This is a genomic window from Pseudomonas sp. B6002, from assembly GCF_013385985.1.
In the GTDB taxonomy this organism is placed as follows: domain Bacteria; phylum Pseudomonadota; class Gammaproteobacteria; order Pseudomonadales; family Pseudomonadaceae; genus Aquipseudomonas.
Genome location: NZ_JACAOY010000027.1, coordinates 45,983 through 61,336 on the forward strand (window position 1 = coordinate 45,983; position 15,354 = coordinate 61,336).

General features: G+C 61.7%; 14 protein-coding genes. 9 read left to right on the plus strand and 5 right to left on the minus strand.

The features are described from left to right. The first annotated feature begins 414 nt into the window (after positions 1-414). The 6 genes from HX792_RS26435 to HX792_RS26460 are packed head-to-tail and all read left to right on the plus strand — an operon-like array spanning position 415 to position 6,454. A complete protein-coding gene (locus HX792_RS26435) occupies positions 415-3,336 on the plus strand; it encodes a monovalent cation/H+ antiporter subunit A (RefSeq protein ID WP_176998836.1) in 2,922 nt (973 codons plus the stop codon). Beyond that, on the plus strand, positions 3,336-3,680 hold the full coding sequence (locus HX792_RS26440; protein ID WP_003192163.1) for a Na+/H+ antiporter subunit C: 345 nt from the start codon (positions 3,336-3,338) through the stop codon (positions 3,678-3,680). The genes HX792_RS26435 and HX792_RS26440 overlap by 1 nt, the downstream gene beginning before the upstream one ends. Further along, positions 3,677-5,359 (plus strand): monovalent cation/H+ antiporter subunit D, encoded by a 1,683-nt coding sequence (locus HX792_RS26445; protein WP_176998837.1) that lies wholly within the window; start codon positions 3,677-3,679, stop codon positions 5,357-5,359. Before HX792_RS26440 ends, HX792_RS26445 begins: the two co-directional genes overlap by 4 nt. Beyond that, positions 5,356-5,844: a Na+/H+ antiporter subunit E gene (locus HX792_RS26450; RefSeq protein WP_176998838.1), complete on the plus strand. Its 489-nt coding sequence runs from the start codon at positions 5,356-5,358 to the stop codon at positions 5,842-5,844. Before HX792_RS26445 ends, HX792_RS26450 begins: the two co-directional genes overlap by 4 nt. After that, positions 5,841-6,119, plus strand: coding sequence for a K+/H+ antiporter subunit F (locus HX792_RS26455; protein ID WP_005789171.1), 279 nt, complete (start codon positions 5,841-5,843; stop codon positions 6,117-6,119). The genes HX792_RS26450 and HX792_RS26455 overlap by 4 nt, the downstream gene beginning before the upstream one ends. Beyond that, positions 6,116-6,454, plus strand: a complete 339-nt coding sequence (locus HX792_RS26460; protein ID WP_043205555.1) for a Na+/H+ antiporter subunit G — start codon at positions 6,116-6,118, stop codon at positions 6,452-6,454. Before HX792_RS26455 ends, HX792_RS26460 begins: the two co-directional genes overlap by 4 nt. An 89-nt stretch (positions 6,455-6,543) precedes the next feature. Here the strand turns inward: HX792_RS26460 and HX792_RS26465 are convergent, their stop codons facing one another. After that, positions 6,544-7,002: an HIT family protein gene (locus HX792_RS26465; RefSeq protein WP_176998839.1), complete on the minus strand. Its 459-nt coding sequence runs from the start codon at positions 7,000-7,002 to the stop codon at positions 6,544-6,546. A gap of 101 nt (positions 7,003-7,103) precedes the next feature. On the opposite strand from HX792_RS26465, the gene HX792_RS26470 reads away from it, so the two are divergent. Further along, positions 7,104-7,652, plus strand: coding sequence for a dihydrofolate reductase family protein (locus tag HX792_RS26470; RefSeq protein WP_176998840.1), 549 nt, complete (start codon positions 7,104-7,106; stop codon positions 7,650-7,652). A 254-nt stretch (positions 7,653-7,906) separates the two neighbouring features. On the opposite strand, the gene cysS is transcribed toward HX792_RS26470, so the two are convergent. Beyond that, entirely contained in the window at positions 7,907-9,295 is a 1,389-nt protein-coding gene (gene cysS, locus HX792_RS26475; protein ID WP_176998841.1) for a cysteine--tRNA ligase, read from the minus strand. Positions 9,296-9,313: 18 nt separating this feature from the next. Then, positions 9,314-11,014, minus strand: coding sequence for a glutamine--tRNA ligase/YqeY domain fusion protein (locus tag HX792_RS26480; RefSeq protein WP_176998842.1), 1,701 nt, complete (start codon positions 11,012-11,014; stop codon positions 9,314-9,316). Between the two features lie 249 nt (positions 11,015-11,263). Here HX792_RS26480 and HX792_RS26485 point away from each other — a divergent pair, with 249 nt between their 5' ends. Together HX792_RS26485 and lpxH are read left to right on the plus strand one after the other, a co-directional pair. Then, a complete protein-coding gene (locus tag HX792_RS26485) occupies positions 11,264-11,764 on the plus strand; it encodes a peptidylprolyl isomerase (protein WP_123717841.1) in 501 nt (166 codons plus the stop codon). 2 nt (positions 11,765-11,766) lie between these two features. Next, entirely contained in the window at positions 11,767-12,519 is a 753-nt protein-coding gene (gene lpxH / locus HX792_RS26490) for a UDP-2,3-diacylglucosamine diphosphatase (RefSeq protein WP_176998843.1), read from the plus strand. A gap of 108 nt (positions 12,520-12,627) precedes the next feature. On the opposite strand, the gene HX792_RS26495 is transcribed toward lpxH, so the two are convergent. Further along, complete coding sequence (locus HX792_RS26495) at positions 12,628-14,157, minus strand: DHA2 family efflux MFS transporter permease subunit (RefSeq protein WP_176998844.1); 1,530 nt, start codon at positions 14,155-14,157, stop codon at positions 12,628-12,630. After that, positions 14,157-15,350, minus strand: coding sequence for an efflux RND transporter periplasmic adaptor subunit (locus HX792_RS26500; protein WP_176998845.1), 1,194 nt, complete (start codon positions 15,348-15,350; stop codon positions 14,157-14,159). Before HX792_RS26500 ends, HX792_RS26495 begins: the two co-directional genes overlap by 1 nt. Positions 15,351-15,354 lie beyond the last annotated feature (4 nt).

Genomic DNA, 15,354 nt, shown 5'->3' on the forward strand with positions numbered 1-15,354 from the left:
GGCCCACGGATTCAAGCCGGAGAGAGGGCACACCGAGCCTAGGCGAGGTGCCGAGTGGTGGGGCGAGGACCTTTTGGTTACTTTTGGGTCCTTCCAAAAGTGACCCGCTGTAAGAGCGGAACCATAAGTGGCCGTTACCGCAGGAACGGATATGTACACAGACATACCGCTATCGCAGGCAAGCCAGCTCCCACATTTGACTGATTTACACCTGATAGAACCGGGCCGACTGCCAGGCCGCCATCGCGGGCAAGCCCGGCTCCCACAGGGATCGCATTTCAATATTGACGCCGGTGCAACAGTGCCAAGTAGGCATTTTCGGCCTACCTTGTAGGATCCTGCCACATGTTGCCGTTTGGTGATCGTGAAAGCGGCACGTATGATGCATCCCAAACTCCCGCAGATTAGAAGCCTATGTCCCTGATAGTTCTACTGCTTCTGCCGTTCATTGGCAGCTGTCTGGCGGCCATGCTGCCGCACAATGCACGTAACACCGAATCCCTGTTGGCCGGCCTTGTGGCCCTGGTCGGCACCATTCAAGTCGCCCTGCTCTACCCCCAGATCGCCCACGGTGGCGTGATCCGCGAAGAATTCATGTGGTTGCCCAGCCTCGGGCTGAACTTCGTGTTGCGCATGGACGGGTTTGCCTGGCTGTTCTCGATGCTGGTGCTCGGCATCGGCACGCTGGTGTCGTTGTATGCGCGCTACTACATGTCGCCGGACGACCCGGTGCCGCGTTTCTTCGCGTTTTTCCTGGCGTTCATGGGCGCCATGCTTGGCCTGGTGATCTCCGGCAACCTGATCCAGATCGTGTTCTTCTGGGAACTGACCAGCCTGTTCTCGTTCCTGCTGATCGGCTACTGGCACCACCGCGCCGATGCACGGCGTGGCGCCTATATGGCGTTGATGGTCACCGGCGCGGGCGGCTTGTGCCTGCTGGCGGGCGTGATGCTGCTGGGGCATATGGTTGGCAGCTATGACCTGGACCAGGTGTTGGCGGCGGGCGATCAGATTCGCGCACATTCGCTGTACCCGGTGATGCTGGCCCTGGTGTTGATCGGCGCCTTGAGCAAAAGCGCGCAGTTCCCCTTCCACTTCTGGCTGCCCCACGCGATGGCGGCCCCCACGCCGGTGTCGGCGTACCTGCATTCGGCGACGATGGTGAAGGCCGGCGTGTTCCTGCTGGCCCGCCTGTGGCCGTCGCTGTCCGGCAGCGAAGAATGGTTCTACATCGTCGGCGGTGCCGGCGCGCTCACCCTGCTCCTCGGCGCTTACTGCGCCATCTTCCAGAACGACCTCAAAGGCCTGCTGGCCTATTCCACCATCAGCCACCTCGGCTTGATCACCTTGCTGCTGGGCCTCAACAGCCCGCTGGCTGCCGTCGCAGCGGTGTTCCACATCCTCAACCATGCCACCTTCAAGGCCTCGTTGTTCATGGCGGCGGGGATCATTGACCATGAAAGCGGCACCCGGGATATCCGCAAGCTCAGCGGCCTGGTCCGGCTGATCCCGTTCACCGCCACGCTGGCGATGGTCGCGAGCGCGTCCATGGCCGGGGTGCCGTTGCTCAACGGCTTCCTGTCCAAGGAAATGTTCTTCGCCGAAACCGTGTTCATCTCCTCCACCGCCTGGGTGGAGTTCGCCCTGCCGGTGATCGCGACCATCGCGGGCACGTTCAGCGTGGTCTATGCCCTGCGCTTTACCGTCGACGTGTTCTTCGGCCCCACCGCCACCAACCTGCCCCACACGCCTCACGAACCGCCACGCTGGATGCGCGCGCCGGTTGAATTGCTGGTGTTCACCTGCCTGTTGGTGGGGATCTTCCCGGCCCAAGTGGTCGGTTCGATTCTCGCCGCTGCGGCCTTGCCGGTGGTCGGCGGGGTGCTGCCGGAATACAGCCTGGCGATCTGGCACGGCTGGAATGCGCCGATGATCATGAGCCTGGTGGCCATGAGTTGCGGCGTGGTGCTGTACCTGGTGCTGCGCAAGCAACTCAAGCGCGGCCGCTTCAAATACCCGCCGATCATCAGCTACTTCAACGGCAAGCGCATGTTCGAGCGCTGCCTGGTGGTGATGATGCGCGGCGTGCGCAAGATCGAGAAACGCATCAGCACCAAGCGCCTGCAAACCCAGCTGTTTTTGCTGGTGCTGGTGGCGGTGGTCGGCGGCATGATCCCGATGCTCAACAGCGGCCTCAGCTGGGGTGATCGCCCGAAAATCCCGGGTTCCATCGTGTTCGTCACCCTGTGGCTGCTGGCAATCGCCTGCGCCCTCGGCGCCGCCTGGCAAGCCAAGTACCACCGGCTGGCAGCCCTGACTATGGTCAGCGTGTGCGGCATGATGACCTGCGTGACCTTCGTGTGGTTCTCGGCGCCGGACCTGGCGCTGACCCAACTGGTGGTCGAAGTGGTCACTACTGTGCTGATCCTGTTGGGCCTGCGCTGGCTACCACGGCGGATCGAAGAGGTCTCGCCACTGCCCAGCTCCTTGCGCAAGGCACGCATCCGTCGGCTGCGCGACTTCCTGCTGTCCACCGTGGTCGGTGGCGGCATGGCGTTGCTGTCCTACGCGATGCTGACGCGCCAGACGCCCAACGATATTTCCTCGTTCTACCTGAGCCGCGCCCTGCCCGAAGGCGGCGGCAGCAATGTGGTGAACGTGATGCTGGTGGACTTCCGGGGCTTCGACACCCTCGGCGAAATCACCGTGCTCGGCGCCGTGGCGCTGACGGTCTATGCGCTGCTACGACGATTCCGTCCATCCAAAGAGAGCATGGAGTTGCCGCCACAACAGCGTCAGCTGGCACCGGACGTGGCCACCGACCTGGTCAACCCGCGCCAGGCCAGCGACACCGCGCTGGGCTTCATGATGGTGCCAGCGGTGCTGGTGCGCCTGCTGCTGCCGATTGCGCTGGTGGTGTCGTTCTACCTGTTCATGCGCGGCCACAACCAACCGGGCGGCGGGTTTGTCGCCGGCCTTGTGATGTCGGTGGCGTTTATCCTGCAATACATGGTCGCCGGCACGCAGTGGGTCGAGGCACAGATGAGCCTGCGGCCGATGCGCTGGATGGGCTTCGGCCTGCTGTCTGCAACCCTCACCGGGCTCGGCGCGTTGTTGGCCGGTTACCCGTTCCTCACCACCCACACCTGGCATTTCAGCCTGCCGCTGCTGGGTGATATCCATATCGCCAGCGCGCTGTTCTTCGACGTCGGCGTGTACGCGATGGTGGTCGGCTCGACGCTGTTGATGCTCACCGCCCTCGGCCACCAGTCGGTGCGCGCGCACAAACCGAGCAACCAGGCCAAAGCCGTGGCCGCCACAGAAGGAGCCGCCTGATGGAAGAAGTCATCGCAATTGCCATTGGGGTCCTGGCGGCCTCCGGCGTGTGGTTGATCCTGCGCCCACGGACCTTCCAGGTGGTGATGGGCCTGTGCCTGTTGTCGTATGGGGTGAACCTGTTCATCTTCAGCATGGGCAGCCTGTTCATCGGCAAGGAGCCGATCATCAAGGACGGCGTGCCGCAAGACCTGCTCAATTACACTGACCCCCTGCCCCAGGCGCTGGTGCTCACGGCCATCGTGATCAGCTTCGCCATGACCGCCTTGTTCCTGGTGGTGCTGCTCGCCTCCCGGGGCCTGACCGGCACGGACCATGTGGACGGCCGGGAGCCCAAGGAATGACGTGGATGAATCAACTGATCGTCGCGCCGATCCTGCTGCCGCTGATGACCGCCGCGTTGATGCTGATGCTTGGCGAAAAACGCCGCCCGCTGAAAGCACAGATCAACCTGGTCTCCAGCATCATCGGGCTGGGCATCGCGATCCTGCTGCTGTACTGGACGCAAAAAGGCGGCCCCGGCTCGATTGGCGTATACCTGCCGGGCAACTGGCAGGTGCCGTTCGGCATCGTGTTGGTGGTGGACCAATTGTCGGCGCTGATGCTGGTGCTCACCGGCATCATCGGCGTGAGCGCGCTTATATTCGCCATGGCCCGCTGGGACCGCGCGGGCACCAGCTTCCACGCGTTGTTCCAGGTGCAGATGATGGGCTTGTACGGCGCCTTCCTCACCGCCGACCTGTTCAACCTGTTCGTGTTCTTCGAGGTGCTGCTGGCAGCGTCCTACGGTTTGATGCTGCACGGCTCGGGCCGGGCGCGGGTGTCGGCGGGGCTGCATTACATCGCGATCAACCTGCTGGCGTCGTCGCTGTTCCTGATTGGCGCGGCGATGATCTACGGCGTCACCGGCACGCTGAACTTTGCTGACCTGGCATTGAAAATCCCGTTGGTGCCGGAAGCTGATCGAGGTTTGTTGCACGCAGGGGCGGCGATCCTCGCGACGGCCTTCCTGGCCAAGGCCGGCATGTGGCCGCTGAACTTCTGGCTGGCACCCGCCTATTCTTCGGCGAGTGCGCCCGTGGCGGCGATGTTCGCGATCATGACCAAGGTTGGCGTGTACACCGTGCTGCGCCTGTGGACCTTGCTGTTCTCTGGCCAGGCCGGTGCCTCGGCGCTGTTTGGCGGTGACTGGCTGGTGTACGGCGGCATGGCGACCATCATCTGCGCCGGCTTGGCGATGGTGGCGGCGCAGCGGCTGGAGCGCATGGCCAGCTTGAGCATTCTGGTGTCGGCGGGGATCTTGTTGTCCGCCGTCGGCTTTGCTCAGCCAAGCTTGACCGCTGGCGCGCTGTTTTACCTGGTCAGCTCGACGCTGGCATTGAGCGCACTGTTCCTGCTGGCCGAGTTGATCGAGCGTTCGCGCTCGGCCAACGACTTGCCGCTGGATGAAGAAATCGACGCGCTGCCCAAGGCCATGGAGTCCCTGCACCCGCGTCCCGGCGTGAACCTCGACGATGAACAGCAAGCCGTGGTCGGCCAGGTGATTCCCTGGACCATGGCATTCCTGGGCTTGAGTTTTATCGCCTGTGCCCTGCTGATCATCGGCATGCCGCCGCTGTCCGGGTTTATCGGCAAACTCAGTTTGTTGAGTGCACTGGTCAACCCGCTGGGCCTGGGCGTCAGCATCGATGCGCCGATCCGCCCTGCTGCGTGGGGCCTGGTGGCGCTGTTGATCCTCTCCGGCTTGGCCTCGCTGATCGCCTTCGCGCGCCTGGGCATCCAGCGCTTCTGGACCCCGGAAGAGCGCCCTTCGCCACTGCTGCGGCGCTACGAGTGCGTGCCGATCTTCTTCCTGCTGGGCTTGAGCATCCTGCTGACCTTCAAGGCCGAGCCGCTGATGCGCTATACCCAGGACACCGCCGTCAGCCTGAACAACCCGGAACACTACGTGATGGCAGTGATGGCAACGCGCCCGGTGCCGAGCCCTGAAGCCAAGGCCGCCGCGCTGGAGGTGCAACCATGAAGCGCCTGTTCCCTGCCCCGTGGCTGTCGTTGGCGTTGTGGTTGTTGTGGCTGGTGCTCAACCTGTCCGTGAGCCCCGGCAACCTGTTGCTGGGCGCGGTGCTGGGGTTTCTCGCGCCGCTGATGATGGCGCCGCTGCGGCCGTTGCCGATCCGCATTCGCCGCCCCGGGGTGATCATTCGCCTGTTCTTCCTGGTGGGTCGCGATGTGATCGTCTCCAACCTGCAAGTGGCCTGGGGCGTGCTGATGTGCGGCTCGCGCCCGCCGCGCTCGCGCTTTATCAAGATCCCGCTGGACCTGCGCGACCCCAACGGCCTGGCTGCACTGTCGATGATCACCACCGTGGTGCCCGGCACCATCTGGTCGGAACTGGCGCTGGACCGCAGCATCCTGCTCTTGCACGTGTTTGATCTTGAGGAGGAAGCGCCCTTTATCGAGCACTTCAAGTCCACTTACGAGCGGCCCCTGATGGAGATCTTCGAATGAGCGCCCTGCTCTCCAATGCGATCCTGTTCAGCCTGTTCCTGTTCTCGCTGGCCATGGTGCTGACGCTGATCCGCCTGTTCAAAGGCCCGTCGGCCCAGGACCGGGTACTGGCGCTGGACTACCTGTACATCCTGGCGATGCTGATGATGCTGGTGCTGGGCATTCGGTACGCCAGTGACACCTACTTCGAAGCGGCGCTGCTGATTGCGCTGTTCGGCTTCGTCGGCTCGTTTGCCCTGGCGAAATTCCTGCTGCGTGGGGAGGTGATTGAATGATGCCGTTATGGGTGGAAGTGATCGTGGCGGTGCTGCTGGTGCTCAGCAGCGTGTTTGCGCTGATTGGCGCGATCGGCTTGCTGCGTATGAAAGACTTTTTCCAGCGCATGCACCCGCCTGCGTTGGCTTCGACGCTGGGTGCCTGGTGCGTGGCGCTGGCGTCGATTATCTATTTTTCGGTGCTCAAGTCCGGGCCGGTGTTGCACGGGTGGTTGATCCCGATTTTGTTGTCGATCACGGTGCCGGTGACCACGTTGCTGTTGGCACGCACGGCGTTGTTCCGCAAGCGTATGGCCGGTGATGATGTGCCGGCCGAGGTCAGCAGCCGGCGCTGATTTCTTGAACCCTGTAGGAGCCGGTTTGCCGGCGATGGCGATTTTGAGGACGCCATCGCCGGCAAGCCGGCTCCTACAGTGGGATTTTGCTAGGCGAAAGATCGGATGTGCGCCGCTAAATCCGCCAACCCGGCATCATCCGCCCGCGCATGGTCATGGGACGAGATATAGCCTTCATAGGCCTCGAAGAACTTGTCCACCTTCGAACTCAACGGTTTGAAGGTACTGTCCGAGCCCGTGCCATGCATGGGAAACAACTTCGCATGCAGGTGGTCCACGCCATAACCTTCCAGCATCATCCCGGTCCGCGCCACATCGGGAAACGCGCGGTCGATCAGCAACGCAGTCTTCTTGGTCGCCACGATCAACGCCGACAACACTTCATCCGACTGCGCAAACGCATAGCTGCCGTAATGCTGTTTGGGGATTACCACGCTGAAACCCGGGGTATTGGGGAAGATCGAAAGGAAGGCCATGTGCTGGTCGTCCTCCCACAGGATGTGGGCTGGGGCGGTTTTTTTAACGATGCTGCAGAAAATACAATCCATTTTAATCACTGCCATTTTCGTCGTGGGCTGGGTCGTAGGGTTATCTAAAGCTACGATTTGGCACGCGTCAAAACAAATAGGAAAAAGGAGATTCATCCCCCATGGAAATCAAGTGTTCGGTATTTATCGCAGCCAGCGTTGACGGTTTCATTGCACGGCCTGACGGCGACATCGAGTGGCTTCACCGCCCGGAATATGAAATCGCCACCTTGAATGGCGTGACGTATGAACACTTCATTGCCAGCGTCGATGCCTTGGTCATGGGTCGCAAGACGTTGGAGAAAGTCCTGTCCTTTCCCGAGTGGCCTTATGAGGGTTTGCCGGTCATCGCGCTGTCTCGTCAGGCGCTGGAGATTCCCGCGCATCTACAGGGCAAGGTGGAAGTGCTGGCGGCGGATGTGGGCACACTGGTCAAGCAGTTGGCCGAGCGCGGCATGAAGCATCTGTATATCGACGGCGGGCAGACGATCCAGGCGCTTCTTGAGGCGGGCCTGATCGACGAGCTGATCATCACGCGCATTCCGGTGTTGCTGGGGCAAGGCATTGCGTTGTTCGGCATGATTGGCAGCGAGCACGCGCTTCGCCATCTTGGCACAGAGGTATCGGCAAACGGCTTTGTGCAGAGCCGCTATGCCATTGCAAAAACCTGAAACCACACACCTGTAGGAGCCGGCTTGCCGGCGATGGCGGCATAGGAGCCGACTGGGATCTTAATGTCGGCCCAAGTCTAAATGTGGGAGCTGGCTTGCCTGCGATGGCGGTCTATCAGTCACTGATGTGCAAGCTGATCCACCGCCATCGCAGGCAAGCCAGCTCCCACAGTTTGATCGAGTGAGTTGTTAAAGTGATGTGCAAAAAAACGCCCCGAACCAGTCGGGGCGTTTTTTTGTTCAGCGTTTACCGATCAAGCCTGATCAGCCAAGCGCCAGGTGGTGCCACCCTTGCCGTCTTCCAACACCACGCCCATGGCGGTGAGTTGGTCGCGAATACGGTCGGATTCCGCCCAGTCCTTGTTGGCACGCGCCGTCAGGCGCGCCTGGATCAGCGCATCCACCTCAGCCGCATCCACACGCCCTTCGGCGCCGGCTTGCAGGAAGTCTTCAGGCTTCATTTGCAGAACCCCCAGCACGCTGGCCAGTTCTTTCAGGCGCGCTGCCAAACCTGCCGCAGCATCGAGATCACTCTCACGCAAACGGTTGATCTCGCGCACCATCTCGAACAGCACCGCGCAGGCTTCCGGGGTGCCGAAGTCGTCGTTCATGACTTCGGTGAAGCGGGCCACGAAGGCTTCGCCGCCGGCAGGCGCTACGCTCGGCAGGCCTTTCAACGCGTGGTAGAAACGCTCCAGGGCGCCTTTGGCGTCCTTGAGGTTGTCTTCCGAGTAGTTGATCGCGCTGCGGTAGTGGCTGGACACCAGCAGGTAGCGCACAACCTCAGGATGGTACTTTTCCAGCACGTCGCGAATGGTGAAGAAGTTGTTCAAGGACTTGGACATCTTCTCGCCATTGATGCGGATCATGCCGCAGTGCATCCAGGCGTTGGCGTAGGTCTTGCCGGTGGCCGCTTCGCTCTGGGCGATTTCGTTTTCGTGATGCGGGAACTCCAGGTCGCTGCCGCCGCCATGAATATCGAAGGTCTCGCCCAGGCAGCAGGTGGACATCACCGAGCATTCGATATGCCAGCCCGGACGGCCCGCGCCCCATGGCGACTCCCAGCTCGGCTCGCCCGGCTTGGTGCCTTTCCACAGCACGAAGTCCAGCGGGTCTTGCTTGGCTTCGTCCACTTCGATACGTGCGCCGATACGCAGGTCTTCGATCTTCTTGCGCGACAGCTTGCCGTAGCCCATGAACTTGGCGACGCGGTAGTACACGTCGCCATTGCCCGGGGCGTAGGCGTAACCCTTGTCGATCAGGGTCTGGATCATCGCGTGCATGCCAGGGATGTGGTCCGTGGCACGCGGTTCCATGTCCGGCTTGAGGATGTTGAGGCGCGCCTCGTCCTCGTGCATCGCGGCGATCATGCGCTCGGTCAGCGCGTCGAACGACTCGCCGTTTTCGTTGGCGCGGTTGATGATCTTGTCGTCGATGTCGGTGATGTTGCGCACGTACGTCAAGTCATAGCCGCTGAAACGCAACCAGCGGGTCACCAGGTCGAAGGCAACCATGCTGCGGCCGTGGCCGATGTGGCAGTAGTCGTACACGGTCATGCCGCACACGTACATGCGCACCTTGTTGCCATCCAGCGGCTTGAAGACTTCTTTGGTCTTGCTGAGTGTGTTGTAGATCGTTAGCACAACGGCTTCCTTAGAGAATCACTGGCCCCACGAATCACGCAAGGTCACGGTACGGTTGAATACCGGGCGACCGGGTTTCGAGTCCTTGATATCTGCGCAGAAGTAACCTTCGCGCTCGAACTGGAAACGGTCTTCCGGCTGCGCTTCGCCCAACGAGGGTTCGGCACGACAACCAGTGAGTACTTGCAGGGAGTCAGGGTTGATGTTGTCGAGGAAGCTGGCGCTGTCTTCGGCCTTCTCAGGGTTCGGCGAACGGAACAGGCGATCGTACAGGCGCACTTCGCACTCGATGCTGGCGGCAGCCGGCACCCAGTGGATCACGCCTTTGACCTTGCGGCCTTCCGGGTTCTTGCCCAGGGTGTCCGGGTCGTACGAGCAACGCAGTTCGACGATGTTGCCATCGGCGTCCTTGATCGCTTCGTCGGCGCGGATCACATAGCTGCCACGCAGGCGCACTTCGCCGGCCGGTTCCAGGCGCTTGTAGCCCTTTGGCGGCTCTTCCATGAAGTCATCGCGGTCGATGTAGATTTCACGGGCGAACGGCAGCTTGCGCACACCGAGTTCTTCTTTCTGCGGGTGGCGCGGCAACTCGAGGTTGTCGACCTGGTCTTCCGGGTAGTTGGTGATCACGACTTTCAACGGACGCAGCACGCACATGGCGCGCGGGGCGTTGGCGTCGAGGTCCTGGCGGATGCTGAATTCGAGCATGCCGAAGTCGACCACGCCGTCGGAACGGTTGGTGCCGACCATGTCGCAGAAGTTGCGGATCGACGCCGGGGTGTAGCCACGGCGACGGAAGCCCGACAGTGTGGACATGCGTGGGTCGTCCCAACCGTGCACGTGCTTCTCGTCAACCAGTTGCTTGAGCTTGCGCTTGCTGGTGATGGTGTAGTTCAGGTTCAGGCGGCTGAACTCGTACTGGCGCGGGTGCGCCGGCACTGGCAGATGCTCCAGGAACCATTCATACAGCGGACGATGGCTTTCGAACTCCAGGGTGCAGATGGAGTGCGTGATGCCTTCGATGGCGTCCGACTGGCCGTGGGTGAAGTCGTAGTTCGGGTAGATGCACCACTTGTCGCCCGTCTGGTGGTGATGGGCGTGGCGGATGCGGTACATGATCGGGTCGCGCAGGTTCATGTTCGGCGAGGCCATGTCGATCTTGGCACGCAGCACGCGGGCGCCGTCCGGGAACTCACCGGCGCGCATACGGGCGAACCAGTCCAGGTTCTCTTCCACCGAACGGTCGCGGAACGGGCTGTTCTTGCCCGGCTCGGTCAAGGTGCCACGGTATTCCTTGGCCTGTTCCGGGCTCAGATCGTCGACGTAGGCCTTGCCGGCCTTGATCAGTTCGATGGCCCAGTCGTGCAACTGGTCGAAGTATTGCGAGGCATAGCGCACTTCACCGGACCATTCGAAGCCCAGCCACTTCACGTCGCTTTCGATGGCGTCGATGTATTCCTGGTCTTCCTTGGCCGGGTTGGTGTCGTCGAAACGCAGGTGCGTGACGCCACCGAACTCCTGGGCCAGGCCGAAGTTCACACAGATCGACTTGGCGTGGCCGATGTGCAGGTAACCGTTGGGCTCTGGCGGGAAGCGGGTGACGATCTGCGTGTGCTTGCCCGAATCCAGGTCCGCCTGGATGATCGGGCGCAGGAAATTGACCGGGACGGCAGGTCCGGCCTTGGAATTCGAGGTAGGGTCGACAGTGGGCTTGCTCATAGGATCCTTGAACAGACAAGTACGTGGCCGGGCTAGGCCGACAAAACAAAGGCGATATCATAGCCGATGCTGTCAAGCACCTGACAGAGCGAGGCCGAAAACTGCTGCATTTATTGCATGGGCGGTAAAAAACCACCTCGAAATTCCTGCAGGTCACGCTAAACTGCGCGCCTTGGCCGCAGTTTCGCCATACCGGTCGTGGTGCCCCGGGCACCCAAACCCACGAATTCCCTGAAAAGAGTAGTGAACATGACTCAAGTCAAACTGACCACCAACCACGGTGACATCGTCATCGAGCTGAACGCCGAGAAAGCGCCGATCACCGTCGCCAACTTCATCGAGTACGTGAACGCCGGCCACTACGAAAACACCGTTTTCCACCGTGTCATCGGTAACTTCATGATCCAGGGCGGCGGTTTCGAGCCAGGCATGAAAGAAAAGAAAGACAAGCGCCCAAGCATCCAGAACGAAGCGGACAACGGCCTTTCCAACGACAAGTACACCGTCGCCATGGCCCGTACCATGGAGCCGCATTCGGCCTCCGCGCAGTTCTTCATCAACGTTGCCGACAACGCCTTCCTGAACCACAGCGGCAAGAACGTGCAGGGTTGGGGCTACGCGGTATTCGGTAAAGTCACCGAAGGCCAGGACGTCGTCGACAAGATCAAAGGCGTGCAGACCACCGGTAAAGCCGGCCACCAGGACGTTCCGGTAGAAGACGTTATCGTCGAGAAAGCCGAGATCATCTAAGCGTGATCCTGCTTATTTCAGATTTGCATCTGGAAGAGGAACGCCCGGACATTACCCGGGCGTTTCTGGATCTGCTCCACGGCCGCGCCCGTGGCGCCCAGGCGTTGTACATTCTGGGGGACTTCTTTGAAGCCTGGATTGGCGACGACGGCATGACCCCCTTCCAGCGTTCGATTGGCGAGGCTCTGCGTGAGCTGAGCGACAGCGGCACCCCGATTTTCATCATGCACGGCAATCGCGATTTCCTGATCGGCAAGGCATTCTGCAAAGCCGCAGGTGCCACCTTGCTCAAGGACCCGAGTGTCGTGCAGCTCCATGGCGAGCCTGTGCTGTTGATGCACGGCGACAGCCTCTGCACCCGCGACGTCGGCTACATGAAGCTGCGGCGCATCCTGCGCAACCCGATTGTGCTGTTCATACTGCGTCATCTGCCCCTGCGCACCCGCCACAAGCTGGCGCGCAAGCTGCGCAGTGAAAGCCGTGCGCAGACGCGCATGAAGGCCAACGACATCGTCGATGTGACCCCCGAGGAAGTGCCACGGGTGATGCAGCAGTTTGGCGTGCGCACCCTGGTCCACGGCCACACCCACCGCCCCGCCATTCATAAGCTGCAGATTGGCGACCAGGCGGCCAAGCGCATTGTGCTGGGGGATTGGGACAAGCAAGGGTGGGCGTTGCAGGTGGATGAGCAAGGGTTTCAGCTGGCGGCGTTTGACTTCGTCAATCCGCAGTTGGCGTTGCCCCACCCACTGTAGGAGCCGGCTTGCCGGCGATGGCATCACCTCGGTGCATCTGATACACCGCGGTGCCCGCATCGCAGGCAAGCCAGCTCCCACAGGGGTTTGCATTCCAATCTTTGTAGATCAGTGGCCGGAAGCTTCCGGCCCAGCCTTCGCGCCAAACGGCGGCTTGGCCAGCCACACCAGCAACATCAAGGCCATGAACATCCACCCCAGCAACGTGAAGTAGTCCACGGTAGACATCATGTACGCCTGGCTGGTGAGGATCTGGTCCAGCTGCGCATACGCCTTGTGCCCTGCCCCGCCCAGCGCCTGCAACGCATCGCGGGTCGCCGAGTCGTAGGTGGTCATGTTTTCGCTCATGTACGCATGGTGCTGGTCTGCTCGGCGAATCCAGATCCAGGTGGTCAGCGATGCTGCAAAGCTGCCGCCCAGGGTCCGCAGGAACGTCGCCAGGCCGGCGCCGTCGGCGATCTGGTGTGGCGGCAAGTCGGACATCAGGATGCTCAAGGTCGGCATGAAGAACAGCGCCACGCCAATGCCCATGAACAGCTGCACCAGGGCGATGTGCTGGAAGTCCACCTCATTGGTGAAGCCCGCCCGCATGAAGCAGCTCAAGCCAATCGCCAGGAACGCCAGGCCCGCCAGCAGGCGCAGGTCGAACTTGTGCGCGTACTTGCCCACGAACGGCGACATCAATACCGGCAGAATGCCGATCGGCGCCACCGCCAGGCCCGCCCAGGTGGCGGTGTAGCCCATCTGGGTTTGCAGCCACTGCGGCAGGATCAGGTTGATGCCGAAGAAGCCCGCGTAGCCCAGGATCAACACAATGGTGCCAATACGGAAGTTGCGGTAGGCGAACAAGCGCAGGTTGACCACCGGGTGCTTGTCGGTGAGTTCCCAGATCACGAACACCGCCAGGGCAATCACCGAAATCGCCGCGCCAATGATGATGAAGTTGGACTCGAACCAGTCCAGGTCATTGCCCTTGTCGAGGATGATCTGCAACGCACCCACCCCGACGATCAAGCTGAGCAGGCCCACATAATCCATCGGCTGGTAGCTGGTTTCCACTGGGCGTTTCTTCAGCTGCGAACGCACCACCATCACCGCAAAGATGCCGATGGGCACGTTGATAAAGAAGATCCACGGCCAGCTGTAGCTGTCGGTGATCCAGCCGCCGAGGATCGGCCCGGCAATCGGCGCTACCACCGTGACCATCGCCAATAACGCCAGGGCCATGCCGCGCCTGGCCGGGGGGTAGACCGCAATCAGCAGCGTCTGGGTCATCGGGTACAGCGGCCCCGCCACCAAGCCTTGCAGCACCCGGAAGGCGATCAGCTCGGGCATCGAGGTGGAAATACCGCAAAGAAATGAGGCCAGCACAAACAGGATGGTCGCCCACAGGAACAGCTTCACCTCGCCGAAGCGGCGGCTCAGCCAACCGGTGAGCGGCAAGGCAATGGCGTTGCTCACCGCAAACGAGGTGATCACCCAGGTGCCCTGCTCCGAACTCACGCCCAGGTTGCCGGAAATGGTCGGCAACGCCACGTTGGCGATGGTGGTGTCGAGCACCTGCATAAAGGTCGCCAGCGACAGGCCAATAGTGGCCATCAACAGGCTGGGTGGCGTGAAGGAGGCGTTATTGCTCATCAGCGTTGCACAGCCTTGGGCGCGGCGAGGCTGTTGTCATGGATCAGCTGGGTGATCATGGCGTCGGCTTCGGCCAGTTGGCGGTCGTACACGTTGGTGGTGAACGAGGCTTTTTGCGGCGCTTGTTGCGCCAGTACCGGGCCGCTCTGGTCGTGCAGGTCAACGTTGACCACTGTCGACAAGCCTACGCGCAGCGGGTGCTTGGCCAGTTCGTCGGCGTTGATGTGGATGCGCACCGGCACCCGTTGCACGATCTTGATCCAGTTACCGGTGGCGTTCTGCGCAGGCAGCAGGGCAAACGCGCTGCCGGTGCCGGCGCCGAGGCTGTCGACGGTGCCGCTGAACTTCACGTCGCTGCCGTAGATGTCCGACTCGATATCCACTGGCTGGCCAATGCGCATGTTGCGCAGCTGGGTTTCCTTGAAGTTGGCGTCGATCCACAGCTGGTCCAGCGGGATCACGGCCATCAAGGCAGTGCCTGGCTGTACGCGTTGGCCCAGTTGCACGGTGCGTTTGGCCACATAGCCGGTCACCGGCGCGATCAAGGTGCTGCGCGCATTGGTCAGGTAGGCCTGGCGCAACTGGGCAGCGGCGGCTTGTACGTCCGGGTGGGACGAGATCACGGTGTCATCCACCAGCGCGCTGCTGGTCTTGAACTGTTGCTGCACGTTGGCCAGGGCGTTTTGCGCCGAGGTCAGGTCGTCGCGGGCGTGGGACAGTTCTTCCTGGGAAATCGCGCCGCCGGCAGCGAGGTTCTTACGACGGTTGTAGTTGTCCTGGGCCTTTTGCACGTTGGCTTGCTGCGCCAGTACCTGGGCCTTCATGCCGTCGACATTGCTGTACAAGCCGCGCACCTGGCGCACGGTGCGAGCCAGGTTGGCCTGGGCACTTTGCAGGGCGACGGCGGCGTCGTTGGGGTCGAAGTTGATCAGCACCTGGCCTTCGTGGACCAGGTCGCCATCGTCGGCACCGATGCTGACCACGGTGCCGGTGACCAGCGGGGTGATCTCCACCACGTTGCCGTTCACATAAGCGTCGTCGGTGCTTTCATTGAAGCGGCCGTAGAGTTCATACCAGCCCCACACGCCGACGATGCCAAGGATGACGATCAGCGCCAGGCCGATCAGCATCACTTTGCGCTTGCGTGGGTTGGTGTCTTTTTCTGTTGCGGCGTTGCTGTCGGCAGTGGCCATGACT

What these genes read in the sequence shown, in the direction of transcription:
- HX792_RS26460 (WP_043205555.1), top strand. Translation starts at nt 6,116, where the DNA reads ATGATGCCGTTATGGGTGGAAGTGATCGTGGCGGTGCTGCTGGTGCTC.
- HX792_RS26440 (WP_003192163.1), top strand. Translation starts at nt 3,336, where the DNA reads ATGGAAGAAGTCATCGCAATTGCCATTGGGGTCCTGGCGGCCTCCGGC.
- HX792_RS26465 (WP_176998839.1), bottom strand. Translation starts at nt 7,002, where the DNA reads ATGGATTGTATTTTCTGCAGCATCGTTAAAAAAACCGCCCCAGCCCAC.
- HX792_RS26500 (WP_176998845.1), bottom strand. Translation starts at nt 15,350, where the DNA reads ATGGCCACTGCCGACAGCAACGCCGCAACAGAAAAAGACACCAACCCA.
- HX792_RS26470 (WP_176998840.1), top strand. Translation starts at nt 7,104, where the DNA reads ATGGAAATCAAGTGTTCGGTATTTATCGCAGCCAGCGTTGACGGTTTC.
- HX792_RS26495 (WP_176998844.1), bottom strand. Translation starts at nt 14,157, where the DNA reads ATGAGCAATAACGCCTCCTTCACGCCACCCAGCCTGTTGATGGCCACT.
- HX792_RS26435 (WP_176998836.1), top strand. Translation starts at nt 415, where the DNA reads ATGTCCCTGATAGTTCTACTGCTTCTGCCGTTCATTGGCAGCTGTCTG.
- HX792_RS26485 (WP_123717841.1), top strand. Translation starts at nt 11,264, where the DNA reads ATGACTCAAGTCAAACTGACCACCAACCACGGTGACATCGTCATCGAG.
- HX792_RS26480 (WP_176998842.1), bottom strand. Translation starts at nt 11,014, where the DNA reads ATGAGCAAGCCCACTGTCGACCCTACCTCGAATTCCAAGGCCGGACCT.
- HX792_RS26450 (WP_176998838.1), top strand. Translation starts at nt 5,356, where the DNA reads ATGAAGCGCCTGTTCCCTGCCCCGTGGCTGTCGTTGGCGTTGTGGTTG.
- HX792_RS26445 (WP_176998837.1), top strand. Translation starts at nt 3,677, where the DNA reads ATGACGTGGATGAATCAACTGATCGTCGCGCCGATCCTGCTGCCGCTG.
- HX792_RS26455 (WP_005789171.1), top strand. Translation starts at nt 5,841, where the DNA reads ATGAGCGCCCTGCTCTCCAATGCGATCCTGTTCAGCCTGTTCCTGTTC.